General features: G+C 70.8%; 20 protein-coding genes. 4 read left to right on the top strand and 16 right to left on the bottom strand.

Annotated features, from left to right (window positions below):
- Positions 1–73: 73 nt before the first annotated feature.
- From dnaE to lspA, 7 genes are all read right to left on the bottom strand, one after another.
- Complete coding sequence (gene dnaE / locus DYZ02_RS10515) at positions 74–3634, bottom strand: DNA polymerase III subunit alpha (protein ID WP_115686202.1); 3561 nt, start codon at positions 3632–3634, stop codon at positions 74–76.
- 66 nt (positions 3635–3700) lie between these two features.
- Entirely contained in the window at positions 3701–4981 is a 1281-nt protein-coding gene (locus DYZ02_RS10510) for an ABC transporter permease (RefSeq protein WP_115686201.1), read from the bottom strand.
- Complete coding sequence (locus DYZ02_RS10505) at positions 4978–5730, bottom strand: ABC transporter ATP-binding protein (protein WP_115686468.1); 753 nt, start codon at positions 5728–5730, stop codon at positions 4978–4980. Before DYZ02_RS10505 ends, DYZ02_RS10510 begins: the two co-directional genes overlap by 4 nt.
- A 69-nt stretch (positions 5731–5799) precedes the next feature.
- Positions 5800–7353, bottom strand: a complete 1554-nt coding sequence (locus DYZ02_RS11690; RefSeq protein ID WP_181896961.1) for an efflux RND transporter periplasmic adaptor subunit — start codon at positions 7351–7353, stop codon at positions 5800–5802.
- A 189-nt stretch (positions 7354–7542) separates the two neighbouring features.
- Positions 7543–8061, bottom strand: coding sequence for a hypothetical protein (locus DYZ02_RS10495; protein WP_115686199.1), 519 nt, complete (start codon positions 8059–8061; stop codon positions 7543–7545).
- The gene (locus tag DYZ02_RS10490; protein ID WP_115686198.1) at positions 8058–8984 is read right to left on the bottom strand and encodes an RluA family pseudouridine synthase; all 927 of its coding nucleotides are present in this window, start codon (positions 8982–8984) and stop codon (positions 8058–8060) included. The genes DYZ02_RS10495 and DYZ02_RS10490 overlap by 4 nt, the downstream gene beginning before the upstream one ends.
- On the bottom strand, positions 8974–9540 hold the full coding sequence (gene lspA / locus DYZ02_RS10485; protein WP_115686197.1) for a signal peptidase II: 567 nt from the start codon (positions 9538–9540) through the stop codon (positions 8974–8976). Before lspA ends, DYZ02_RS10490 begins: the two co-directional genes overlap by 11 nt.
- A 71-nt stretch (positions 9541–9611) precedes the next feature.
- Here lspA and DYZ02_RS11455 point away from each other — a divergent pair, with 71 nt between their 5' ends.
- Both DYZ02_RS11455 and DYZ02_RS10475 read left to right on the top strand, forming a co-directional pair.
- Positions 9612–10592: a DUF6263 family protein gene (locus DYZ02_RS11455; RefSeq protein ID WP_181896960.1), complete on the top strand. Its 981-nt coding sequence runs from the start codon at positions 9612–9614 to the stop codon at positions 10590–10592.
- Positions 10593–10601: 9 nt separating this feature from the next.
- On the top strand, positions 10602–12287 hold the full coding sequence (locus DYZ02_RS10475; protein WP_115686196.1) for an ATP-binding cassette domain-containing protein: 1686 nt from the start codon (positions 10602–10604) through the stop codon (positions 12285–12287).
- Positions 12288–12300: 13 nt separating this feature from the next.
- Here DYZ02_RS10475 and DYZ02_RS10470 read toward each other — a convergent pair whose 3' ends face one another.
- Positions 12301–12924, bottom strand: a complete 624-nt coding sequence (locus DYZ02_RS10470) for a WKL family lipoprotein (RefSeq protein ID WP_115686195.1) — start codon at positions 12922–12924, stop codon at positions 12301–12303.
- A 103-nt stretch (positions 12925–13027) separates the two neighbouring features.
- On the opposite strand from DYZ02_RS10470, the gene DYZ02_RS10465 reads away from it, so the two are divergent.
- Positions 13028–13966, top strand: a complete 939-nt coding sequence (locus DYZ02_RS10465; RefSeq protein WP_115686194.1) for an asparaginase — start codon at positions 13028–13030, stop codon at positions 13964–13966.
- On the opposite strand, the gene DYZ02_RS10460 is transcribed toward DYZ02_RS10465, so the two are convergent.
- Positions 13949–15334, bottom strand: a complete 1386-nt coding sequence (locus DYZ02_RS10460) for a DNA polymerase IV (protein WP_115686193.1) — start codon at positions 15332–15334, stop codon at positions 13949–13951. The genes DYZ02_RS10465 and DYZ02_RS10460 overlap by 18 nt on opposite strands.
- 33 nt (positions 15335–15367) lie before the next feature.
- On the opposite strand from DYZ02_RS10460, the gene DYZ02_RS10455 reads away from it, so the two are divergent.
- Positions 15368–16057 carry a metallophosphoesterase family protein gene (locus DYZ02_RS10455; protein ID WP_115686192.1) on the top strand — a complete coding sequence of 230 codons (690 nt, stop codon included), beginning with the start codon at positions 15368–15370 and terminating at the stop codon, positions 16055–16057.
- Between the two features lie 16 nt (positions 16058–16073).
- Here DYZ02_RS10455 and DYZ02_RS10450 read toward each other — a convergent pair whose 3' ends face one another.
- The 7 genes from DYZ02_RS10450 to pgeF all read right to left on the bottom strand — a co-directional run bounded on the left by DYZ02_RS10450 (position 16074) and on the right by pgeF (position 24125).
- Positions 16074–16880 carry an EamA family transporter gene (locus tag DYZ02_RS10450; protein WP_115686191.1) on the bottom strand — a complete coding sequence of 269 codons (807 nt, stop codon included), beginning with the start codon at positions 16878–16880 and terminating at the stop codon, positions 16074–16076.
- Between the two features lie 31 nt (positions 16881–16911).
- The gene (gene ileS / locus DYZ02_RS10445; protein WP_115686467.1) at positions 16912–20100 is read right to left on the bottom strand and encodes an isoleucine--tRNA ligase; all 3189 of its coding nucleotides are present in this window, start codon (positions 20098–20100) and stop codon (positions 16912–16914) included.
- Between the two features lie 329 nt (positions 20101–20429).
- The gene (locus tag DYZ02_RS10440; protein WP_115686190.1) at positions 20430–21449 is read right to left on the bottom strand and encodes a DivIVA domain-containing protein; all 1020 of its coding nucleotides are present in this window, start codon (positions 21447–21449) and stop codon (positions 20430–20432) included.
- Between the two features lie 245 nt (positions 21450–21694).
- The gene (locus DYZ02_RS10435; protein WP_115686189.1) at positions 21695–21979 is read right to left on the bottom strand and encodes a YggT family protein; all 285 of its coding nucleotides are present in this window, start codon (positions 21977–21979) and stop codon (positions 21695–21697) included.
- A gap of 117 nt (positions 21980–22096) precedes the next feature.
- Positions 22097–22588: a cell division protein SepF gene (locus tag DYZ02_RS10430; RefSeq protein WP_115686188.1), complete on the bottom strand. Its 492-nt coding sequence runs from the start codon at positions 22586–22588 to the stop codon at positions 22097–22099.
- Between the two features lie 62 nt (positions 22589–22650).
- Complete coding sequence (locus tag DYZ02_RS10425; protein ID WP_115686187.1) at positions 22651–23367, bottom strand: YggS family pyridoxal phosphate-dependent enzyme; 717 nt, start codon at positions 23365–23367, stop codon at positions 22651–22653.
- Positions 23367–24125 (bottom strand): peptidoglycan editing factor PgeF, encoded by a 759-nt coding sequence (pgeF, locus tag DYZ02_RS10420; RefSeq protein ID WP_245945781.1) that lies wholly within the window; start codon positions 24123–24125, stop codon positions 23367–23369. Before pgeF ends, DYZ02_RS10425 begins: the two co-directional genes overlap by 1 nt.
- Positions 24126–24135: the final 10 nt, after the last annotated feature.

Raw genomic sequence — 24135 nt, 5'->3', positions numbered from 1 at the left:
GGACGTTCCTCCGGGTCGTATTCGTTGCGGTATGCCGTACGGGCCAAGCGTAACCCGGGGCTGCGGCGCCCTCCTAACGGAGGATGCCCGCCCCGAGGTTCGCCTTGAGGTCGCCCATCAGGCTGGCGGAGCGCTCCACCCGCAGGTGGTCGCCCAGGACCATGAGCTGGGCCTGGTCACCCTGGACAAGGTTGAGGTAGACGTCGGAATCGCCCGGGTTGGCCACCAGGACGTCCTTGAGCTTGCGGATCGTCTCCATCGTGCACTGCTCCGTGCGCAGCGTGAGTCGCAGCGGCAGGCCCGCTCCGTTGCCCGGGCCGAGCTCGGGGACCTTGACGTCGTCGCCGAACAGGCTCATCCGCTCGTCGCGGATGGACACGTGTGCCTTGACCAGGATGATGTTGTCCTCCACGATCTGCGGCGCGACCAGGGCGTAGACCTTGTTGAACAGAAGCACGTCCACCTGCGCACCGTGGTGGTCCTCCACCGTCACGATGGCCCAGGGCGAGCCGTCCTTCTTCGAGTAGCGCCTGTCGACGCTGGAGATCAGCCCGCCGATGGTCACCTCCGCACCGTTGCGCATCTCCCCGGAGAGGATGTCGGTGAGGTGGGTGTCCGTCTGGGCGTCGAGGGCCTCCTCGAAGCCGTCGAGCGGGTGCCCGGAGACGTACAGGCCGAGCATCTCGCGCTCGAGCGCCAGCTTGTGCTTGCGGTCCCACTCATCCTCCGGCACCTCGATGGCGAAGGCCGAGGAGCTCTCGCCGCTGTCCCCGCCGAGCCCGGCGAAGAGGTCGAACTGTCCCTTGTCGGCGGCCTTCTTCGTGGTCAGCACGGAATCGACCGCGTCCTCCTGGATGAGCATCAGCCCCTTGCGCGCGTGCCCCAGCGAATCGAAGGCGCCGGCCTTGATCAGCGATTCGGTGATGCGCTTGTTGCACGGCAGCAGGTCGATCTTGTCCAGGTAGTCGGAGAAACTGGAGAAAGTCCCCTTGGTGCGGCGCGTCTCCTTGATGGACTCCACGACCTCGGCGCCGACGTTGCGCACCGCGGCGAGGCCGTAGCGGATGTCCTCGCCGACGGCCATGAAGTTCTCCTCGGACTCGTTGATGTCCGGCTGGAGCACCGAAATCCCCAGGTGGCGGCATTCGGAGAGGTAGATCGCTGACTTGTCCTTCTTGTCACCCACCGAGGTCAGGAGCGCCGCCATGTACTCGGCGGTGTAGTTCGCCTTCATGTAGGCCGTCCAGTAGGACACGAGGGCGTATCCGGCGGCGTGGGACTTGTTGAACGCGTAGGAGGCGAACGGCTCGATCGTGCCCCACAGCGCGTCCACCGCCGACTTCGTGTAGCCGTTTTCCGCCATGCCCGCCGAGAACTTCTCGTACTGCTGCGCCAGCACCTCGGGCTTCTTCTTGCCCATCGCCTTGCGGAAGCCGTCTGCCTCGCCGGCCGTGTAGTTCGCCACCTTCTGCGAGATCCTCATGATCTGCTCCTGGTAGACGATGAGGCCGTAGGTCTCGTCCAGGATCTCCTTCAGCGGCTCCTCGAGCTCGGGGTGGATCGGGGTGATCGGCTTGCGGCCGTTCTTGCGGTCGGCGTAGTCCCAGTGGGCGTTGACGCCCATCGGACCCGGGCGGTACAGCGCCAGCGAGGCGACGATGTCGTTGAAGCCCGTCGGGCGCATGCGCTTGAGCAGCTCCTGCATGCCGCCCGAGTCCAGCTGGAACACGCCCAGGGTGTCGCCGCGCGAGAGCAGCTCGTAGACGCCGTCGTCGTCGGTGTCGAGGGCCTCCAGGTCGAGGGTCTCGCCGCGGTTCTTCTTCACGTTCTCCAGGGCGTCGCCAAGCACCGTGAGGTTGCGCAAGCCGAGGAAGTCCATCTTCAGCAGGCCGATGGCCTCGCAGGCCGGGTAGTCCCAGCCGGTGATGATCGCTCCGTCGGCCGGGCGCTTCCACATCGGGATGTGGTCCATCAGCGGCACCGAGGCCATGATCACCGCGCAGGCGTGCACGCCCGCCTGGCGCACCACGCCCTCGAGGCCGCGGGCCGTCTCGTAGATCTTCGCCACATCGGGGTCGGTCTCGATGAGCGATCGCACCTCGGCGGCCTCGGCGTAGCGGTCGTGCTCGGGGTCGGTGATGCCCGACAGAGGGATGTCCTTCGCCATGATCGCTGGCGGCAGCGCACCGTTGATGCGGTCCGCCATCTGGAAGCCCGGCTGGCCGAAATTCACCTTCGCCGAGTCCTTGATCGCCTGCTTCGTCTTCACCGTGCCGAAGGTGATCACCTGGGCGATCTTGTCCTCGCCCCAGCGCTCTGCGGCGTAGGTGATCATCTCGCCGCGGCGGCGGTCGTCGAAGTCGATATCGATATCGGGGGCGGAGGGGCGCTCCGGGTTGAGGAACCTCTCAAAGAGCAGCCCGTGCTCCATCGGGTCGATGTTCGTGATCGTCAGGGCGTACGCCACCAGCGAGCCCGCCGCGGAGCCACGGCCCGGACCGACGCGGATGCCGATCTCGCGGGCGTGCTTGATCAGCTCCGCGACGATGAGGAAGTACGAGGGGTAGCCCTTCATGTCGATGACGTCGATCTCGTAGTCCGCGCGCTCGGTGTACTCGGCGGGCACCTCGCCGCCGTCGAAGCGCTCGCGCAGGCCCGCGTGCACCTCCTTGCGCAGCCACGTCGTCGGGGTCTCCCCCTCGGGCACGTCCGCGATTGGCATGCGGTCGTGCGGGTGCTCCGCCCACAGCTCCCCGTAGTCGCCCACGCGCTCGGCGATCCACAGCGTGTTGTCGCAGCCGTCCGGCACCGTCGTATCCCACAGCTCGCGCATCTGGGCCGCCGACTTGATGTAGTAGCCCGTGCCGTCGAACTTGAAGCGGTCCGGGTCGAGCAGCGTCTTGCCCGTCTGCACGCACAGCATCGCCTCATGCGCCGGGGCCTGCGACTCCAGCACGTAGTGGCAGTCGTTGGTCACCAGCGGCGGCAGGTCGAGGGCCTGGCCGATGCGCAGCAGGTCGTCGCGCACGCGACGCTCGATGTGCAGGCCGTGGTCCATCAGCTCCAGGAAGTAGTTGTCCCTGCCGTAGATGTCCTGCCACATCGCCGCCGCCTCGAGCGCGGCGTCATACTGGCCCAGGCGCAGGCGCGTCTGCACGTCGCCCGAGGGGCAGCCGGTGGTGGCGATGATGCCGTCGGCGTGCTCCGCGATGAGCTCGGCGTCCATGCGCGGCCACTTGCCCAGCTGGCCCTCGTAGGACGCCAGCGAAGACAGCTTGAACAGGTTGCGCAGGCCCGTCGCGTTCTCCGCCAGCATCGTCTGGTGCAGGTAGGCGCCCGAGGCGGAGACGTCGTCGGGCTTCTGGTCCGGGGTGCCCCACAGCACGCGCTTCTTGTTGAAACGCGACTCGGGCGCCATGTAGGCCTCGATGCCGATGATCGGCTTGACCCCCGCGTCGACCATGCGCCGGTAGAACGCGTTGGAGCCGAACATGTTGCCGTGGTCCGTCATGCCCACCGCGGGCATCCCCTGGCGCACAACCTCCTCCGCCAGGAGGTCCACCTTGGCCATGCCGTCGAGCATGGAGAATTCCGTGTGGTTGTGGAGGTGGACGAAGGAGGAGTTCTTGGCCATGCGGCTCATCTTATCGCCGCCGTCAACCCGTACCCCGCGCGGCGGTTGCGCGGGGCTGAGCGGGGGTTATTCGTAACGCAGGGCGTCGATAGGCTGCATCTTCGCGGCTTTCGACGCCGGGTAGGCGCCGAAGAACACGCCCGTCGCGAGGGAGAACAGCAGCGAGGCCACAACGGCGCCGATCGGCGGGTAGACGAAGGCGTCGAAGGAGGCCGTGGCGATCATGCCGATGGCCCCGCCGAGCACCACGCCGATGACGCCGCCGATGAGGCAGACGAGCATGGCCTCGACGATGAACTGCGTGCGGATGTCGTTCTGCGTCGCACCGAGCGCCTTGCGCACGCCGATCTCGCGTGTGCGCTCGGTGACGGTGATGAGCATGATGTTCATCACGCCGATACCGCCGACGAGGAGCGAGATGCCGCCGATCGCAGCCAAAACGCGGGCGATGATGTCGAAGACGCTCGTGAGCTGCTCCAGACCGCGGGACAGGTCGAGGACCGTGATCTCGTACTTGTCGTTGCGCTGGTACCAGCGGTCGAGGTAGCTCTGCAGCTCCGACTGGAACGCCGCCGTCTCCTCGTCGGGCGCGGACTGGACGGCGAAAGAGTCGACCGCGATGATGGGCTGGCCCAGCCTGTCGGCGGCCGTGACGGGGATGTAGACGTCGGTCGGCTTGGCCGCCCCGCCGCCCATCATGCCGGAGTTGTTCTGCTCCTCCAGCACGCCGATGACGGTGAACACCGCCGTCTGGCTGCCCACGTTGAGGTCCACTCGCTCGCCGAGCGCGGACTGCGCGTCGCCGTGGAACAGGGCCTCCACCAGGGAGGGCGAGACGACCGCCAGCGGGCGCCGGCTTTTCACGTCCTCGCTCGTCGGGACGCGCCCGTACTCGACGACCAGGTTGCGCATCTTGAACGAGTCCGCCAACACCGGGTACACGCTCGCGGGCGAGTCCTCCTCGCCGAACGCCGCCTGCGCCTCGAGCGTGAGCGAGCTCGGCACGTCGACGCCCTGGACCCTGTCGCCGAAGTGGGCGCGCAGCTCGTCGAGCTGCTCCAGGCTGACCTTGTCCTGATCCTCGCTGGGCGGCGCGGAGCCGAGGGAGGCGAACGGGTCATCGCTCTGCTCGGCGCTGTCGTCGCGCTCGTGGACGGTGACCATGTGGTTCGTGGCACCGACGCCCTCGAGGCTGGACAACACCTGCTTCTGCAGGCCCGCGCCGAGCGTCATGATGATGATCACGGCCATGATGCCGATGATGATGCCCAGGAGGGTGAGCAGCGAGCGCAGCTTGTTCGCGTTGAGGCTCGACGCCGCGAGCCGGATGGATTCGCGCAGGTTCATCGGGCTGCGCCTCCTTCCGTGACCCCAGATGTGGCCGCAGATGCAGCCCCAGCGGGGGTGCGCACGCCGCTGACGCGCCCGTCCATCATCTCCACGATGCGCCCGGTCTCCTCTGCCAGGTCGGGGTTGTGGGTGATGAACACGATGGCCTTGCCCAGGTCCTGGTTGAGCTCGTGGAACAGGTCCATGACCATGCGCCCGGTGACGGAGTCCAGAGCGCCGGTGGGTTCGTCGGCAAGCAGCAGGTCGGGGTCGTTGGCGAGGCTGCGGGCGATGGCGACGCGCTGCTTCTGGCCGCCGGAGAGCTCGTTCGGGTTGTGGTGCAGGCGGTCGCCCATGCCGACGCGCTCGAGGAGCTCCGCGGCGCGGGCCTCGCGCTCCTTTTTCTCCACGCCCGCGTACATCATGGGCATGGCGACGTTCTGCAGGGCGTCGATGCGCCCGATGAGGTTGAAGTTCTGGAAGATGAAGCCGATGTTCTGGCTGCGGTAGGACGCCAGCTCGTTGTCCTCCTTGGCGTAGACAGGCTCGCCGTTGAAGGCGTAGGCGCCGGCGGTGGGGCGGTCGAGCATGCCGATGAGGTTCATCAGGGTCGACTTGCCGCAGCCCGAGGGGCCGACGATGGAGACGAACTCGCCCTGCTCGGTGTGGAAGTCGATGCCGTGCAGGACGCGCACCTCGCTGGGCTCGCCGGGGTTGTACGTCTTGACGATCCCGCGCATGTCAATGAGCAGGCCCGTGTCCGCCATGTCGGTCGGCTGGGGCGCAAGCTCGCGCGTCTCCTCGTCCGGGGTGAGCGAATGCTTCACGACGCCCCCCTACTGGTTCTGCTCGGCGGCGGGCGCGGGCGCCGGCGCCGGGGCGCTCTCCGGGCTTTGTGCCGGGGCGTCCTTGGCGGTGTCGCGGGCCTTGTCCACCTCCGCCGGGTCGAACTTGGGGTCGTCGATGCCGACGGTCTGGCCGAGGCGGTCGCGGTACTCGTCGGGCCAGTTGATCACGATGTCGCCGGGCTTGAGGTCGCCGCCGGTCACGGCGATGTCGACCTCGTTGGCCGCGCCGGTGGTCACGGTGCGCTCCTCGACTGTGCCCTGCTTCGCGTCCTCTCCCTCGCCGGTGCTGAGCACGAGGACCTTGTTGCTGTCGTAGACCGCGTCGCGTGGGACGGACAGCGCGCCCGGCTCCTCGGCGGTGATGATCTCGGCGCGGACGGTGCCGCCGAGCAGCAACCCCTCCTTGTCGCCCTCCACCTCGATCTCGATGGGGAAGGTGACGCTGCCGCCGCCGCCCGAGTTGGCACCCTGCTGGGAGTTCTGCTGCCCGCCCGCGGAGCCGACCGGCGCGATGCGCCCGACCTTGCCGGTGTACTCCTTGCTGCCGGTGGCGGTGGAGGTGAACTTCACCCGGTCTCCGGCCTTGATGTTGGGCACGTCGGCCTCGCGCACCTCGGAGCGGATGAGCAGACTGGAGTCGTCGGCGATGGTGAGGATGCGCCCCTGCGGAACGTCGCCCTCCTGGACGTCGACGCTGGAGATCACGCCGCCGATGGGCGCGTAGATGGTGCTCTGCTGCACCTGGTACTCGAGGGAGTCGTCGGTGCCGGCGGAGCCCGCGGACTGTGCCTGCTGCCAGGCCCCCTCGGCCTGCGCCTGCAGCTGCTGGCTCTCCTGCGCCGCCTGCGCCTGGGCCGCCTGGAGCTGGCCGTCGGCGGCCTGGAGGTCGGAGTAGGCCTGCTCGGGCGCCTGGCCCTCCGCCTGCTGCGGTGCCTGGCCCTGCGTCTGACCCTGCGACGGGGCCGCCTCGCCGGCCTCGGCGGGTGCGATGCCGACGGTCTGCCCGCGCTCGTTGGAGGCCAGGACCATCTCCACCGGCGCGCGGCCCGCGACCGGCGCGGTGGCCTGGGCTCCCTCCTGGGGGGCCTGCCCGTTAGCGGCGGCGACCTCGGCCTGCGCCTGGGCCACCTGCGCCCGGGCGGCGCTGATGGCGGGGTGGGTGCCGTTGCGCACCTGCTGGGTGTGGGCGGCGAGCTGGGCCTGCGCCTGCTCGTAGCCCTGCATCGCCTCGGCCTGGGCGGCTGCCTGCTGGCGCTGCTGGTTGGCGATCTCGCGCTCGAGGGCCTCGGTGTCCATCTCGGCGAGGAACTGACCGGCCTCGACCCGGTCGCCCACGGCGACGGCGAGACGCTGGACCTTCGACTGGACCGGGGAGGTGATGCTCATCGAGCGGATCGGCGAGATGTGGCCGTTGACCACGACGCTGTTGGTGACGTCCCCCACGGAGGTCACCGTGTAGTCGCCCGCCCCGAGGCCCTCCTTCTTGTCCCCGCCGATGCCGCACCCGGCGGCGAAGAGGGCGGAGGCCGCGGCCACGGCCACGCAAGCCCTCCTCACGCGCATCTTCACGCTCCGCGCCTCGGCGCGTCGAGAGTGTGCAGGGGCAAGTGCGGTCGAAGCAGGGTGCACCGGGTCTCCTCACAGACTGGCGCGCCGGATACCTTCGCGTCCCGGCGCTCGGATCTAACGTGCAGAACTATACACGCCGACCCCCTCCCCCACGGGCCGGAATCAGGGCCGGGTGGTCGCGATGGCGAAGGCTCCCCACACGGCGTCGACGGGCAGCGCCTCGACGGCCGCCACGCCCTCGCGCCCCGCGATCGCGCGCAGGGTCGGCCCGTCGGCGTGGACGACCACCCCGGCGACCTCCGGGTTTGGGCCGGGGCCCGCGGCGCGGCGGAACACGTCCTCCCTGCTCTCCCCCGCCACGGGCTCGGGCACGGGGCGCGCGGCCTGATCGGGGAAGGCGACCGCGTTGACACGGTCCGCGCCCTCCAGTGCGGCGGCCGCCTCGGCGGTGCCGCGGCCGCGCTCGAAGGTGACGAGGGCGAAGACGTCGGTGGCGGGTGGGGCGTCGAGAAGCGAGGCTGCGGCCCTTTCCTCGTAGCTGGACCAGCTTTCCGACGCCTCGCGCCCGAGCCGGTCCCCGGCGGGCACGGGCGGGCGCTGCACGCTCTCGCCCAGCGCGATCAGGCCGACGGGCAGCGCCCCGGCGAGGGCGAGGGCGGCGACGAGTCGGGGCGCTCTCACCCGCGCAGCACCTCGAGGGCGTGGGCGAGGTCGTCCGGGTAGGGCGACTCCACCTCCATCCACGTGTTGGTGCGCGGGTGCAGGAACCCGAGCTTGGTGGCGTGCAGCCACTGGCGGATCAGCCCGAGCCGCTGCGCCAGGTTCGGGTCGGAGCCGTACATCGGGTCGCCGACGCAGGGGTGCCCGGTGGCCGACATGTGCACGCGGATCTGGTGGGTGCGGCCGGTCTCGAGGTGGACCTCGAGAAGCGAGGCCTCGCGGAACGCCTCGATGACCTCGTAGTGGGTGACGGAGTGGCGCCCGTCGGCGGTGACGGCGAACTTCCACCCGGCGGACGGGTGGCGCCCGATAGGCGCGTCGACGGTGCCGACGATCGGGTCGGGCAGGCCCTGCACGACCGCGTGGTAGGTCTTGTCCACGGTGCGCTCGCGGAAGGCGCGCTTGAGCACCGAGTAGCCCTGCACGCTGTTGGCCACCACCATCACCCCGGAGGTGCCGACGTCGAGGCGTTGCACGATGCCCTTGCGCTCGGGCGGCCCGGCGTCGGGAAGCTCGAAGCCCATCGCCTGCAGCCCCCCGACGACGGTGGGGCCCTCCCAGCCCAGCGTCGGGTGCGCGGCAACGCCGACAGGCTTGTCGACGGCAATGACGTCCGCGTCGGAGTAGATCACGTTGAGACCCTCGACGTGCTCCGCCTTCGGCCGCGGCGCCTCCTTCGGACCCGGGAGCGTGGCCTCGAGCATCGAGCCAGCGGCGACACGGTCGGACTTCTGCACCGCGGTGGCGTCGACAAGCACGTCGCCGTCGGCGATGATCTCGGCTGCGGTGGCGCGCGAGATGCCGAAGAGCTTGGCCACGGCCGCGTCGACGCGCATGCCGTCGAGGCCCTCGGGCACGGGCAGGGAGCGGAAGCTACCGTCCATCGCGCGCCCTCCCCTCCCGCTCGTCGTCCGTCTCGGCGCCCAGGAAGAGCGCGGCGACGACCACGACCACGCCCACGGTGATCGCGGCGTCCGCGAGGTTGAACACGGCGAAGCTGCCCACCGAGATGTAGTCCACCACGTGCCCGAACCAGAACCCGGGCGGGCGGGTCAGCCTGTCGATCAGGTTGCCCAGCGCTCCCCCGGCGATCAGCGCCAGGCCGGCCGCCTCGGCGGGCTGGGCGATGCGCGGGGCGGCGATGAGGGCGCCGACGACGAAGGCGAGCTGAATCGTGGTGAACAGCCACGTCGAGTCCTGCCCCATGGAGAAGGCCGCGCCAGGGTTGAACAGGAGGAAGAGGCGGAACCAGTCGCCGATGACCGCGACGGGTCGGCCGGGCTCGAGGACGGTCACCATGAGCTGCTTGACCGCCTGGTCCGCCGCGGCCACGGCGAGCATCCCGCCGACGATCCTGCCCACGAAGCGGGCGCCTTTCCTTCCGCGGGCCTGTGCCCCTGCTGGCGCGCCGCCCCGGGCGCGCGAGTTCTGCTCATCCATCGACTGTTTACTGTAGCCGGAGTCGCGCCGCGCGAAGGGGTCGTGTCCGGCCCGTGCGGTAGGTTCGTTGTGTGACTAACCCGACTGCGCCCACCCGCCGCCGCGGCCTGGCCGGGGCCGCCGCCCTCGCCTGCGCCCTCGCGCTGGCGTCCTGCTCCGACACCGACACAGTCCTCCTCGACGGTGTCCCGGCGTTCGCCGCGGACCAGGCGCGCGTCACGCTGGTGGACGCGGGCGAGAACCCGCGCGTCCTCGCCTTCTCCGAGGACGGCGGCGGGGACGGCGGCGAGGTGAGCACCCGCGCCGCGGTCTCGCGCGGCATCGCTCAGGACGTCGTGCCCGCCGAGTCCGTCACCCCCGGGGCCCCCGCCGGCGGCGACGTGGAGACGACCACGCTGCCGCTGACCGCGCTGACCCGCCCGGCGGACGACCCCGGCAAGGACGAGCAGCCGGCGCAGCGCGCCGTGCGCTTCACCGTCGGCACGCCCGAGTACTCCGCCCTCGACGCCGCCGAGGACATCGCCTCGGCCGAGGGCTTCCTGATGGCCTGGAGGGCGTCGGCAAGCGGCGCGGTGAGCACCGTGAAGCTGCTCGCCCCCGACTCCTCCACCGAGCGCGGCCGCGGGGTGGTCGAGTCCACGCTGCTGACCCTGATGTCCACCAACGTCGTCTTTCCGGAGGAGCCGGTGGGCGAGGGCGGGTCGTGGACCGTGGAGAACCGCGTGACCGGGGACGCCTCCATGATGCGCACCACCACCTACACCCTCGAGCGCGTCGACGGGGACAGGCTCACCCTCGGCGTCGAGGTGGCGGAGCGGCCCACCCAGCGCAGCGTCTCCATCGACAACGAGGTCGCCGGCGAGCTCAACGGCCAGACCCTGACCGTAGAAACCTCCGAAACCACCTCGGAGGGGCGCATCGAGGTCGACCTCGGTTCCCCGCTTCCGGTGGCCGGGCACGTCAACGCCACGACCCGCGTCGTCTACACGGGGCCGCAGTCCGCGAACCGGGTCGTGCAGGACATCACCACCGCCGTCGCCTACGGGACGTAGACTCTCCCCATGGTTGCACCCCTTCACATCGGCCTCGACGGCGTCTCGTTCGGCTACCCGGGCGGGCGCCGCGTGCTCACGGACGTCTCCTTCGCCGTCCCCTCCGACTCGGTCACCGGCCTGATCGGGGAAAACGGGGCCGGCAAGTCGACCCTCATGGCGCTCATCGCCGGGGAGCTCGCCCCGGACGCGGGCACGATCATCACCCCGCCGGTGACGGGATTCATCGCCCAGGAGACCTCCCTGCCCTTCTCTGAGCCGGCCTCCGCGCTCATCGAGACCGCCGTGGCTGAACTGCGCGAGATCGAGGCCGACATCACCCGGCTGTCCGAGCGAATGGCCGAGGACCCCTCCGTCGCCGCGGACTTCGACCGGGCGCTCGCCCGCGCGCAGAACTCAGGCGTGTGGGAGCTCGACGCGCGCATCGCCACCGTCCTGGCCGGACTCGGCCTGGCCAACGTCGAGCTGTCCACCCCGCTCGGCGAGATGTCCGGCGGGCAGCGCCGCCGCTTCGCGCTGGCGACGCTGCTGCTGCGGCCCGTCGACGCGATGGTGCTCGACGAGCCCACCAACCACCTCGACGACGAGGCGGTGGACTTCCTCATCGGCGAGCTCGAGGCGTTTTCCGGGCCCGTGCTGGCCGCCAGCCACGACCGCTACTTCCTCGACGCCGTCTGCGACGGCCTCGTCGACCTCGACCCGGGCCTCGGCGCCGAGGGCGGCTACGGCGAGGCCACACGGCAGGGCGCGCGCTTTACCGGCACCTTCTCCGACTACCTCCGGGCCCGCGAGGCGCGGCGGCGGCGCTGGGAGACGGACTACGCGGCCCAGGAACACGAGCGCGCCCGCCTGGAGAAGGCTGCGGAGACGGCCGCGGAGGACGTGTTCCACTCCCTGGAGAACAAGACGGAGACGCGCGCCGCTGCGAAGTTCTACGCCGACCGCGCCGCGAAGACCGTGGGCAACCGGCGCCGCGCGGCGGAGAACCGCCTTGAGGCCCTTGAGCGCGGGCAGCTGCCGGCGCCGCCGAAGCGCCTGCAGTTCCGCGGCCTGCCGCCGCACACGGCGACCAGCCTGGGCCTGCCCGCCGTGGTGGCGCGCGATGTCGAGGTCGACGGCCGCCTCGCCCCGCTGAGCTTCAAGCTGCAACCCGGCCAGCAGCTGCTCGTCGAAGGGCCCAACGGCTCCGGCAAGTCGACGCTGCTGAAGATCATCGACGGCGCACTGTCGGACTACGAGGGCGAACTCGTCATGCCCGAGGAGATGACGGTGGCGCGCCTCGAGCAGGACGACCAGTGGGAGGACCTGACGCAGACAGCCACCGCGGCCTTCGCGGCCCGCACCCCCTCAGGCGTACCCGACCTGGTTGAGATGGGCCTGCTCAGCGAGGAGCAGGCGGCACTTCCGCTGGAGAGCCTCTCGCTCGGCCAGCGGCGCCGCGTCTCCCTGGGCATTATCCTGTCTTCCCCGCCGGACCTGCTGCTGCTGGACGAGCCGACCAACCACCTCTCCCTCGCGCTCGCGGAGGAGCTGGAGGAGGCGCTGCTCGATTTTTCCGGCACAGTGATCATCACCAGCCACGACCGCTGGCTGCGGCGCCAGTGGCGGCGCCGCCTGGAGCAGAAAGACGCGCGCGCCAGGATCCTCAGCCTGTCCACGCTGTGGACGGACGAGGTCTGGCGCGACAAGGACTAGCGTCCGGGCGGGCCTAGAGGGCCGGCGCCGGCGCGCCCTCGGCAGGAGTCTGCTCGGCGGGTGCGCCCTCCGCAGGGGCGGCGGGCGCCGGGGCCTCGCCGGCCGGCGCCTGGGTGCGGCACATCTCCGGCACCTGCTCGGCGGGCAGCGTGTTGGTCACGAGGGTGCAGGCCCAGGACTGCGAGAGCTTCCAGGTGCCGTCCTGGTACATGAACTCCACGTTCTCCGCCAGCTGGGACTGCGCGTCCGGGGCGGTGAAGTTGACGGTGGCCAGCGCCGTGTTGGGCGAGTAGCCCGGCAGGACCGGGTCGACGACCTGGAAGTTCGCGCCGGACTCCTGCTGGGACTGGGCCATGACGTCGAAAAGCTCGGGCGCGGTCTCGCCGCCCTCGACCGTGTTGACGCGCTCCTCGATGGGCAGGTTCGGGTCGGTCGCGCGGGTGAGCACGGCGTTGAGCTCGGCCGCAGTAGGCAGCTCGGCGGCGGGGGCCTGGGACGCGCTGCTGGAGCCGCTGGAGGCGGCGGTGGACGAGGAGCTTGAGCCACCCTCGCCGTCGTTCGAGCAGGCGGCCAGGCTCACTGCGGCGCCGAGCGCGGCGAGTGCTGCGGTGATCTTCCTTGCGTTCGCGGTTTTCACGGTTTCTCCTTGATCTCCTTGAAGCGCCGCCGGCCAGGCGGTCTCTATCCCGGCTAAGATTACCGACGTATAACGGCAAACCCCAACCAACACACTGGTATTCATGACTATTCCCCAGCAATCGGGCACCTTCGTCCTCGTCATCTCCACCGGCGGCACCATCGCGTGCACGACCGACCCCGCCACGGGCGCGCGCACGCCGACGCTGAGCGGGGAGGACCTCGTGCGCGCGTGCGGCACGACGGAGGAGGTGCGCGTCTTCGACGCGGTCAGCCTCGATTCCTCGGCGATGACGCTCGCTGACGTCGACACGCTCGTCGAGCTCGCGGGCAAGGCGCTTGGCGACGCCAACATCGCCGGCATCGTGATCACCCACGGCACGGACTCCATGGCGGAGACGGCCCTCGCGCTCGACCTGGTGCACGACGACCCGCGCCCCGTGGTCCTCACGGGCGCGCAGCTGCCCGCCGACCACCCCTCGGCGGACGGACCGGCCAACCTGAACCGGGCGATCTCCCTGGCCGCAGACCCGCTGGCGCGCGGGCAGGGCGTGATGGTGACCTTCGGCGGCGACACCTTTGCCGCCCGCGCCCTGATCAAGCGCGACACCGCGGAGCGGCGCGCCTTCGCGCTGACGGCCCCGCTCACGGTGCCTCGCCCCGCCCCCGCCGCGCGCGCCGCCCTGGCCGGCATCGACGTGCCCATCCTGCGCGCCTGGCCCGGCGCGGACGCCTCGCTGGTGGACCACGTCGTGGCCGCGGGGCCGGACGGGATCGTCGTGGAGGCGCTGGGCTCCGGCAACGTCTCCACCGCGATGGGCGAGGCCCTCGGCCGGGCCCTGGACGCCGGCATCCCCGTAGTGGTGAGCACCTCGGTGCCCTTCGGGGAGGTCTCCTTCGACTACGGCGGCGCCGGCGGCGGGGCGAGCTTGGGGGCGCGCGGCGCCCTGCCCAGCGGCTGGCTGCGCGCGGGCCAGGCCCGCATCGCACTGGCCACCGCGCTGGCCACGGGCACGGACCCACGCCTACTGCTCGGCGTGTAGCCAGTCCTCCCAGGCGAGCGAGTCCACGGGGTCGCCTGGGGTGAGCTGCGGGTCGTCGGCGGGCAGGGTGACGATCCTGCCCGGGCCCGTCGCGCGCGTCTCAAAGCGCACGGTCACCCTCCCGTGGCCGGCGCCCTGCACCCAGCCGTGCCCGTGGTCGGGGTGGTCGACGTCCTGGGTCGGCCGCCACCTGCCCGCCACGGCGACTGGCGGGGCGTCCACCTCGACACTGACCTCCGCGGCGTGGTCGCTCATCCCGGTCTCGTAGTCGTCGTTCGTGTTCGGGCGGGCCACGATCTGCTGGTCGAGCTCCGGGAAGAGCACGTCCTGCAAGGCCTCCTCCAGCCCCGAGTAGGACACTCCGACCAGGCGGATGGGCCCCACCTCACCCGGGTAGCGCACCAGGTTGAAGGCGGTGGCCAGCAGCGTCTCCGCGTCGTCGGTGGCGTAGGGCAGCGTGGCAGAGCGCGACTCGATGCGGAAGTCCGCCATGCGCAGCTTCACGCTCACGGTGCGGGCCCCGCGCCCGTCCTTGAGCAGGCGGCGGTGGGCGTCGTGCGCCGCGCGGGTGAGCGCCGCGTCGACCTCGGCCGGGGTCTGCAGGTCGCGCGGGTAGGTGTGCTCCGCGGAGATCTGCTTCGCCTCCGCGCGCGGCGCCACCGCCCGCTCGTCGACGCCGCGGGCCAGCGTCCACAGCTGCTTCGCGACGACCCCGCCCAGCGCGATCTCCACCTCCTTCTCGCTCAGCGCCGCCAGGTCACCGATGGTCTCCACGCCGGCGGTGGCCAGCTTCGCCTGCGTAACCGGGCCCGCGCCCCACAGCTCGCCGACGGGCAGGGGGTGCAGGATGTCCAGCTGCTCGGCGTGCGGGATGACGAAGACGCCATCGGGTTTGGCCAGCCCGGAGCCGATCTTCGCGTACTGCTTCCCGCTGCCCGCGCCGATGGAGCTGGGCAGGCCCGTCTCCTCCCTGATCGCGGCGCGCAGCCCGTTGGCCCAGTCGCGGACGGCGTCGGGGGTGGCGTCGACAAGCTCTGCGGGCTCGAGGAAGGCCTCGTCGATGGAGAGCTGCTCGACGACGTCCACGTGGCGCCCGATGATCTCGAAGACCCGGCGCGAGGCCGTGGAGTAGACGGCGCGGCGCGGCTCGACGAGCACCGCCTTCGGCCCGACGAGGCGTGCGGCGCGGTGGGTGGGCATGGCTGAGCGGGCTCCGTACTTGCGGGCCTCGTAGCTCGCACCGGCGACCACTCCCCTGCCGGAAACGCCCGCGACCAGCACCGGGCGGCCCTTGAGAGTCGGCCGGGTGAGCTGCTCGCAGGAGGCGTAGAACGCGTCCATGTCGATGTGCAGCACCCAGCGAGTCATGAACCCAGCGTATCGCGGGCCTATCATGTCCCCATGACGTGGAGCGCGCCCGAGGACCTGCTGGTGATCGCCGACATCCACCTGGGGCGCGCACAGAATGGCGAGAAGAAGGTGGGCCCCGGCCTCGGCTGGGCCCTCGGAGCGGTGGAGCGCGGCGCGGCTGCGGGCTGCGGGCACCTGGTGGTGCTGGGCGATGTCATCGACAAGAAGCGCTACACCGCGGAGACCTACGGGGAGGTAGCCCGCCTCTTCGAGCGCGCCGGCGAGCTCTTCGGCACCGTTCTTTTCGTGGCCGGGAACCAAGACACCGCGCACGACCTGCGTGGTGTCATCCCCGCCGGCGTCGCCGCCGCCTCGACGCAGCCCGCCACCTACCGCGCCGGCGGGTGGGCGCTGCACACCGCCGCGGTGGCCGTCGACCGCGACCCCCGCGAGCTCGCCGGGGACTTCCCTGCCCCGGCGCCGGGCTGGCCCAACCTGGGGCTGCTGCACACCGGCCTGACCGGCGAGTGGACCAGCCCGTGCCTGCCCGCCACCCCGGAGCAGCTGCTCGCCCGCGGCTACGACGCGTGGGTGCTCGCCCACGTGCACCGGCCGCTGACCATCAGCGAGGATCCCTTCGTCGGCTACGTCGGCATGGGCCGTGCGCTGCGCTTGTCCGCCAGGGAAGCCGGGGGCGCCGGGGCCGCGGTGCGCGCCCGCCCGCTCGACGAACCGGCGTAGGCGGATCAGGGCCAGCTCAGGTCCGGCGCAGCGCCACCGCGGCCACGATGAGCGCGATGCCCGCGGCCTCCGCCGCGCTGAGCATCTGCCCGAGCGCCACCGCCCCGATGAGCGTGGCCGCTAGCGGCAGGATCGCCTGCAGCAGCGCGAAGCGCGACGCGCCCGCCATGCGCATGACCACCTGGTCGAGCGAGTACGGGATCGCGGCGGAGAGCAGCCCGAGACCGAGCCACAGCAGCGCGAACTGCGCCGGGGCGATCTCCGCGCCCACTACCCCGCGCGGCCACAGCGCCAAGACCGCCGGCGCCGCGAGCAGGGCCGCCCACGCAAAACCGACGGCGGTCGCGCTTCTCGACGCCCCTCCCGACGCAATTCTCGACCCCGTGACGATGTAGCCCGCCCACAGCGCGCCCGCGGCCAGCGCCCACAGGATTCCGGAACCGTGGCCGGACCAGGTCGCGCCGGAGATCACCAGCACGCCCGCGGCGGCCAGGGCAAGCGCCGCCCAGTCGCGCGCCGAGCGCGACCCCAGCGCGGCGATCGCCACCGGGCCGAGGAACTCCACCGCCACGGCGGTGCCGAGGGGGATGGAGGCGATGGCGAGGTAGAAGGCCATGTTCATGCCCATGGTCATGAGGCCGAACACGGCGGCGTGTGCTCCCGCGCGCCCGACAAAGTCGCGAGGCGCGGGCCGGCGCAGGGCGAGGAGCAGCAGCGCGGCGGCGCTGATGCGCAGCCAGGCGACGTGGGCGGGCGCGAGGGCGTCGAAAAGCCCGACGGCGAGGGCCGCCCCGGCGTAGAGGGAGGCGCCGGACAGGGCCATGAGGCCCGCAGGCGCCCACCTACACATCGCGTCAGCCGTTCTTGGCCACGGAGGCGCTCACGCCCTCAACGACCTTGTGCGCGCCCTCGCCGCTCGTGGAGACCTCGAAGGAGGTCGCCAGCGTCTCGCGGGCGATGTGCTCGGCGTGGCGGGTCGCCCACTCCTGCTTGTCCTCCGGCACGAACAGCTCGACGGCGATGCGGTCGGAGACCTCGAAACCGGAGGCCTTGCGCGCATCCTGCAGGCCGCGGATCACGTCCGCCGCCCAGCCCTCGGCCTCCAGCTCGGGAGTGACCATGGTGTCCAGGACGACCAGGCCGTCAACCCCGCCGGCGCCCTCGACGCGCGCGGTGGACTCCGGGTTCTCCGCTACGAGGCGCTCGGTGTAGAGCTCCGGGGTGAGCACGATGTCGCCGTCGACCACCACGTTCTCGCCCTCGCGGACGTAGTTGCCCGTCTTGACGTTCTTGATGGCGCGCTGCACGTCGCGGCCCAGCTGCGGGCCCGCCACCTTCGCGTTGACGACCACCTCGAAGGTGCCCGCGGAGTCAACGTCGTCGGTCAGCTCGATGTCCTTGACGTTGACCTCATCGCGGATCGTCGCCGCGAAGTCCGCCAGCTGCGCCGAGTCCGGCAGCGCCACCGTCAGCTTCGGCAGCGGCAGGCGGTTGCGCAGCTTGTTGGCCTTGCGCACGGAGCTGGCGGCGGAGCACACCGAGCGGGTGGCGTCCATGGCGTCGACAAGCTGCTCGTCCGCGGGCAGGTCCTCCGCCTTCGGGAAGTCGGCGAGGTGGACCGAGCGCCCGCCGGTCAGGCCGCGCCAGATCACCTCGGAGACGTACGGCAGCAGCGGCGCGGAGACGCGGGTGAGCACCTCGAGGACCGTGTAGAGGGTGTCGAAGGCCTCCGGGTGGGCCTCCTGGCCCTCCCAGAAGCGGTCGCGGGAGCGGCGCACGTACCAGTTGGTCAGGGTGTCGGCGAACTGGCGCACCTCGTCGCAGGCGTCCGCGATGCGGGTATCCGCCAGCGCCGCGTCCACACCCGCGACGAGGTCGTGGGTCTTGGCCAGGATGTAGCGGTCGAGCACGTTGTCGGAGTCGACGGACCAGCGCGCCTCGGTCGAGGCGTAGAGCTGCAGGAAGCTGTAGGCGTTCCAGATGGGCAGCAGCGCCTGGCGCACGCCCTCGCGGATGCCCTGCTCGGTGACGATGAGGTTGCCGCCGCGCAGGATCGGGCTGGACATGAGGAACCAGCGCATCGCGTCGGAGCCGTCGCGGTCGAAGACCTCGTTGACGTCCGGGTAGTTGCCCTTCGACTTGGACATCTTCAGCCCGTCATTGCCCAGTACGATGCCGTGGGCGACGACCTTCTTGAAGGCCACGCGGTCGAACAGCGCGGTGGACAGGACGTGCTGCACGTAAAACCAGCCGCGGGTCTGCCCGGAGTACTCCACGATGAAGTCCGCCGGCTGGCGAGCGTCGTGCTCCTCGGCGTTGTCGAAGGGGTAGTGGTACTGGGCGAAGGGCATGGAGCCCGACTCGAACCAGCAGTCCAGCACGTCCGGCACGCGGCGCATCATGGACTGACCCGTCGGGTCGTCCGGGTTCGGGCGGACCAGCTCGTCGATGTGCGGGCGGTGCAGGGATTCAGGCCTCACGCCGAAGTCGCGCTCCAGCTCGTCGAGAGAACCGTAGACGTCCACGCGCGGGTACTCGGGGTTGTCCGAGACCCACGCCGGAACCGGCGAGCCCCAGTAGCGGGTGCGCGAGATGTTCCAGTCGCGCGCGCCCTCGAGCCACTTGCCGAACTGCCCGTCGCGGATGTGGCCGGGGATCCACTCGATCTCCCGGTTCAGCTCCACCATGCGGTCGCGGATCTCGGTGACCTTGACGAACCACGCGGGCAGCGCCATGTAGATCAGCGGCTCGCCCGAGCGCCAGGAGTGCGGGTAGGAGTGCACGATCGTCTGGTCGCGCAGCACACGGTTCTTCGCCTTGAGGTCGCGGATGATGTCGCGGTTGGCGTCGAAGACGAGCTTGCCCTCGTACTCCGGGACGAGCGAGGTGAATGTGCCGTCCGCGTCGACCGGGATGACGAGCTCGATGCCGTAGCGCTCGCAGGTGAACATGTCGTCCTCACCGAAGGCGGGGGCCTGGTGGACGATGCCGGTGCCGTCCTCAGTGGAGACGTAGTCCGCAACCAGCACCATGAAGGCGTTGTCCTGGTCGGCGAAGTAGTCGAAGACCGGGGTGTACTCCAGGCCCTCGAGCTCGGAGCCGCGGAACGTCGCCAAGACCTCCGGCTCGGCGCCGAGCTCCTTGGCGTAGGCGCCGAGCAGGTTCGTCGCAAGCAGCAGCTTCGCGCTGGCGAAGCCGGCGGCGCCGTCCTCGCCCACGCGGATCAGCGAGTACTCGATCTCCGGGCCGACGGCCAGGGCGAGGTTGGAGGGCAGGGTCCACGGGGTGGTGGTCCAGGCGATCGCGGAGGCGTCGTGAAGCTCGGGGTGCTCCGCCCACGTCGCGGTGGCGGGGAAGCCCTCGCGCGCGCCCGTCAGCGGAAGGGTGACGGTGACCGTCGGGTCCTGGCGGTCGCGGTAGGAGTCGTCGAGGCGAGTCTCCTGGTTCGACAGCGGGGTGTGCTCGGCCCAGGAGTACGGCAGGACGCGGAAGCCCTGGTAGATCAGGCCCTTGTCGTAGAGCTCCTTGAACGCCCACATGACGGACTCCATGTAATCCAGGTCCATCGTCTTGTAGCCGTTGTCAAAGTCGACCCAGCGGGCCTGGCGTGTGACGTAGTCCTCCCACTCCCCCGCGTACTGCAGCACCGAGGAGGCGCAGTACTCGTTGAACTTGTCCAGGCCCATGGCCTCGATCTCGCCCTTGTCCTTGATGCCCAGCTGCTTCTCCGCCTCGAGCTCGGCGGGCAGGCCGTGGCAGTCCCAGCCGAATACCCGCGGCACGTGGTAGCCGGCCATGGTGCGGTAGCGCGGGACGATATCCTTAACGTAGCCGGTGAGCAGGTGGCCGTAGTGGGGCAGGCCGTTGGCGAAGGGGGGCCCGTCGTTGAAGACGTACTCCTCGCAGCCCTCGCGGTTGCTTAACGACGCCTGGAAGGTGCCGTCCTCTTTCCAGTACGCGAGCACCTCGCGCTCCATCTCGGGAAACGCCGAGCTGCCGCCCGTCATGTCCGCCTTGGGGTAGACCCCGCCGACGTCACTCATGTCCTTGTTCTCCTTCACTCACGCAGAAATTCGTGCCTGGTGCAGGGACGCGGCGAACCACGCGGTACCACCCTGCTTGGGGCCTCAATCGGGCCCCCGCTTCATTTGCGGTGAAGGAAGTGACGTCTCCCCGTGACGTCCGGTTCTACTGGGCCGCCGCGCCGCGAAGCGCGCAGCTGTTCTTCCGGAAACGCTCCCCGGTGATGGCCGGATCGACGCGTGCTCAAAGGATGCGCCCACAGTCTAACCCACATCCCGCGGGCGCGGCGCGCCCGCCCCCGGCAACGACGAAGCTCCCCGCCCGGGTGGGCGGGGAGCTGTCGAGCCGGTTACTTGTCGGCGCCGCTCGGGGCGGAGGTGCCGCGGGTCTCCAGCTCCTCGAGCTGGGACTGCAGCAGGGTCTTCAGGCGGGTGCGGTACTCGCGCTCGAAGGTGCGCAGCTCCGCGATCCTGTTCTCCAGGGCGGTCTGCTGCTGCTTGACCGTGTTCATGATCTCGGTGTGCTTGCGCTCGGCGTCGGCCTGCAGCTTCGCGGCCTGTTCCTCGGCCTGGCGGATCTGCGCCTCGGCGCGGGAGTTGGCCTCGTTGGTGGTCTCGGCGGCCTTGCGCTCGGCGTCGCCGACGAGCTGCTGGGCGCGGGACTCGGCCTGCGACGTGGTGCTCTTGGCCTGCTTGTCGGCGTCCGCGAGCTGGGTGCGGGAGCGGGTCTCCGCGTCCTGCAGCTGGCGTTCGGCGGCGCCGCGCGCCTCGTCGAGCATGGAGCGGGCCTCGGCCTGGGCCTCGGAGGTGAGGCGGTCAGCCATCTCCTGCGCCATGCCCAGGATCTTGGCGGCCTGGACGTGGGTATCGGCGGAGGCGTCGCCGGAGGAGGCGACGTTCTGGGCCTGGGCGGGCTTCTTCTCCGCCGCGGGCTGCGCAGCTTGGGATGCCTGGGCCGGCTGGGCGGCCTGCTTGCGGGCGGCCTCCTCGGCCTCGCGGCGGGCGCGGGCCGCCTCCTCCTTGGCGGTGCGGGCCTCGGCCTCGGCGCGGGTCTTCGCCTCCTGGGCCTCGCGCAGCTTCTCCTCGTAGGAGGAGCGCAGCTCCTGCTCGACCTTCTTGCGCACGTCGGCCTCGTTCACCTGAGGTGCCTTCTCGGCCTGGGCGGCGCGAGCCGGGGCTGCGGCGGCCTGGCCGCCCTTGCCCAGCTCCTCAACGCGGGCGCGCAGCTCGTCGTTCTCGTCCTGCAGCTGTGCAAGCGTGTCCTCGATGAGGTCGAGGAACTGGTCCACCTCGTCCTCGTTGTAGCCCCGCTTGCCGATAGGCGGCTTGCTAAAAGCGACATTGTGCACGTCTGCTGGTGTGAGCGGCATTAGCGATCCCTTCATGTTGTCGCACCCGACGGGGCGGGCGCGCGAGCGAAACCCAGGTTATGGAATTCACCCAGACAGTTCGTAGAGTTTTCCTTATTTAAGCAGAGAGTGTAGCCGAGAGAACCCCGTGCCGATTTTATTTATACCCTCAATATGCACCGGAGGGTGACCCCGACGCTACGGCATCGGAGGTTTTTCCGCACCTCAGCCCCTGATGCGGGGCCCGGAGCAGGCTGCGGCGGGCCTCAGAGGAACGGGGTGACGAGCAGCGTCCGGATCAGCACCTGGACGATGGCGAGCAGGACGAACAGCGCGATCACGCTCACGTCCACACCCACGCCGCCGCTGAGCCGCAGCGGCGGGATGAGGCGGCGTAGGGCGTTGACGGGCGGGTCCGTGACAACGAACAGGGCCTCCGCCGCCACCATGAACCAGCGCGGGGGCGCGAAGTTCTTGGAGAAGGACTGGATCATCTCGATGATCAGCCTGATCACCACCACGAGGGTGTAGATGCCGACAAGGGCGTACATACAAGCTCCAAACAGTGCCACGCGCCCAGCCTACCGGGCCGACCCATCCCGGAATCAACAACACCCCGCTCCCCGGCGGAAACCGGCAGGGGCGGGGTGGGCTGCACCCGGGCGCGTTTAGCGCAGATGCGCGGCGCGCTCAAGCTCGGCGGCGCCGAACGGCGCGTTCTCCGGGGCGATGGCGAAGACGCGGCGGTCCGTGTCCAGGCCGCGGGAAAGGTTGTGCATCTTGCCGCGCAGGGCGAAGCAGAGGCCAGCGGCGAAGTCGATGAGGCGCTTCGCGTCGGAGGCGTCAAGGTCGGTCAGGTCCATGATGACGGCGTCGCCGGCGCGGAAGGGCTCGCCGATCTCCTTGGCGTCGTTGTAGGTGCGCGGCGAAGCGGAGACGATCGCCGGAGCGAAGTCGCGGGCGGGCGCGGAGCGGTAGGAGCCGTAGTCGGAACGGGGGGCGGCGTCCGTGTAAGCGCGGGCGGGCTCGCCGTGGGACTCCGCGCCGCGGCCGTAGGCGGTGGAGCCGGATTCCGGGTAACGGGAGTCGTCGTAGTAGGCCTCGTCCTCGTTGTACGGGCCGAGACCGAAGAATTCCTTCGCGGTGCCGAAGATAGACATGCTGTGCGTGCTCCTGGGGTCGTTGTCGGGTGCTTGTTCCGCCACTGTAGCGAGCGTCGGTGCTAGCGTACGGGCCGCGCTCCCAGCACGCCGGTTCCGACACGCACGATATCCGAACCGCACGCGATGGCCTGCTCGAAGTCGCCCGACATCCCGGCGGAGAGGACGAGGTCGCGGCCGAGGGCGCCCGCGTGGGCGTCGGTAAGCGTGCGCGCGGCGCGGAAGACCTCGGCCGGGTCGGCGTCGAGCGGGGGCACGACCATGAACCCGGCGAAGGCGAGGTGCTCGGCCTCCTCGACGGCGCCGACGACCGCGTCAATCTCGCCCGCGGGCACTCCCCCGCGGGCCGCGTCGCCGTCGGCGGAGATCTGCACGAGGCACGGCAGGACGGGGTCGGTCCTCTCGCCCCGCTCGAGGGCGAGCGCGACGCCGCGGTCGAGGCCCCGGGCCAGCTTGACGGAGTCCACGGAGTGCACCTCCCGCGCCCAGCGCGCGACGGCGTTGGCCTTCTTGGACTGGATCTGCCCGATCATCGCGATGCCCACCTGCCGCCCCGCCGCCGCGAGGTGCTCTGCCTTCGCGCGCGCCTCCTGCTCCCGGTTCTCGCCCACGAGGTGCACCCCGAGCCCGTCGAGTATCTCGATGTCCTCGACGGGGTGGAACTTGCTCACGGGAATCAGCCGCACCGAACCCGGCGCGCGGCCCGCCGCCGCCTCCGCGGCGCGGATCCGCCGGGTCACCTCGTCGAGGTTGCGGGCGATCTCGTCTTTCCTGCTCATCAGTGTGCGTCCTTTCCGGTCAGCCAGATCACGCCGGCCTGGCGCCCTGTGGTGCCCTCCCGGCGGTACGAGAAGAAGTCGTGGTCCGTGACGGTGTCGCGGGGGTCCGCGTCGATGTGGGTCACCCCGAGCCCCATGAGCTGGCGCACGAGCCCCGCCCGGACGTCGATGCCGGGCGTGCCCCGGCGGGTCCGCGTCATCGAGCCGGGCAGGTGCTTCTCGACGTCCCGGGCCATCGCCTCGGGGACCTCGTACGACTCCCCCGCCGCCGCGGGCCCGAGCAGCGCCTGGATCGCAGCGGGCCGCGCCCCCAGCTCCACCATCGCCCGGACGGTGTTGGCCACGATCCCGTTGCGCGCCCCGAGCCGGCCCGCGTGCGCCGCCCCGATCACGCCGGCGGCGTGGTCGGCGAGCAGCACCGGGGTGCAGTCGGCCACGAGCACGCACAGGGCGAGCCCGGGCTCGGCGGTGATCAGCGCGTCGGTCGCCTCGACGGGGTCGGGCCGGGGGCCGTCGACAACCGCCACGGTGTTGGTGTGCAGCTGCTCCATCCACACGAAACGCTCCGGGGCCAGGCCGAGGACGTTCGCGAGGCGGGCGCGGTTGGCCGCGACGGCCGCCGGATCGTCGCCGACGTGCTCGCCGAGATTGAAGGAGTCGTAGGGAGACAACGACGTCCCGCCCTCACGGGAGGTGAACACCATGCGGACGGGACGGTTCTCCGGGCGCTGCGCGCGCCGCTCGCTGTCGGGTGCCATGACCAACACC

Source organism: Corynebacterium senegalense (genome assembly GCF_900411315.1).
Lineage (GTDB): Bacteria > Actinomycetota > Actinomycetes > Mycobacteriales > Mycobacteriaceae > Corynebacterium > Corynebacterium senegalense.
The sequence above is the reverse complement of the archived record's forward strand: the minus strand, read 5'-3'. Positions and strand labels throughout refer to the sequence as shown.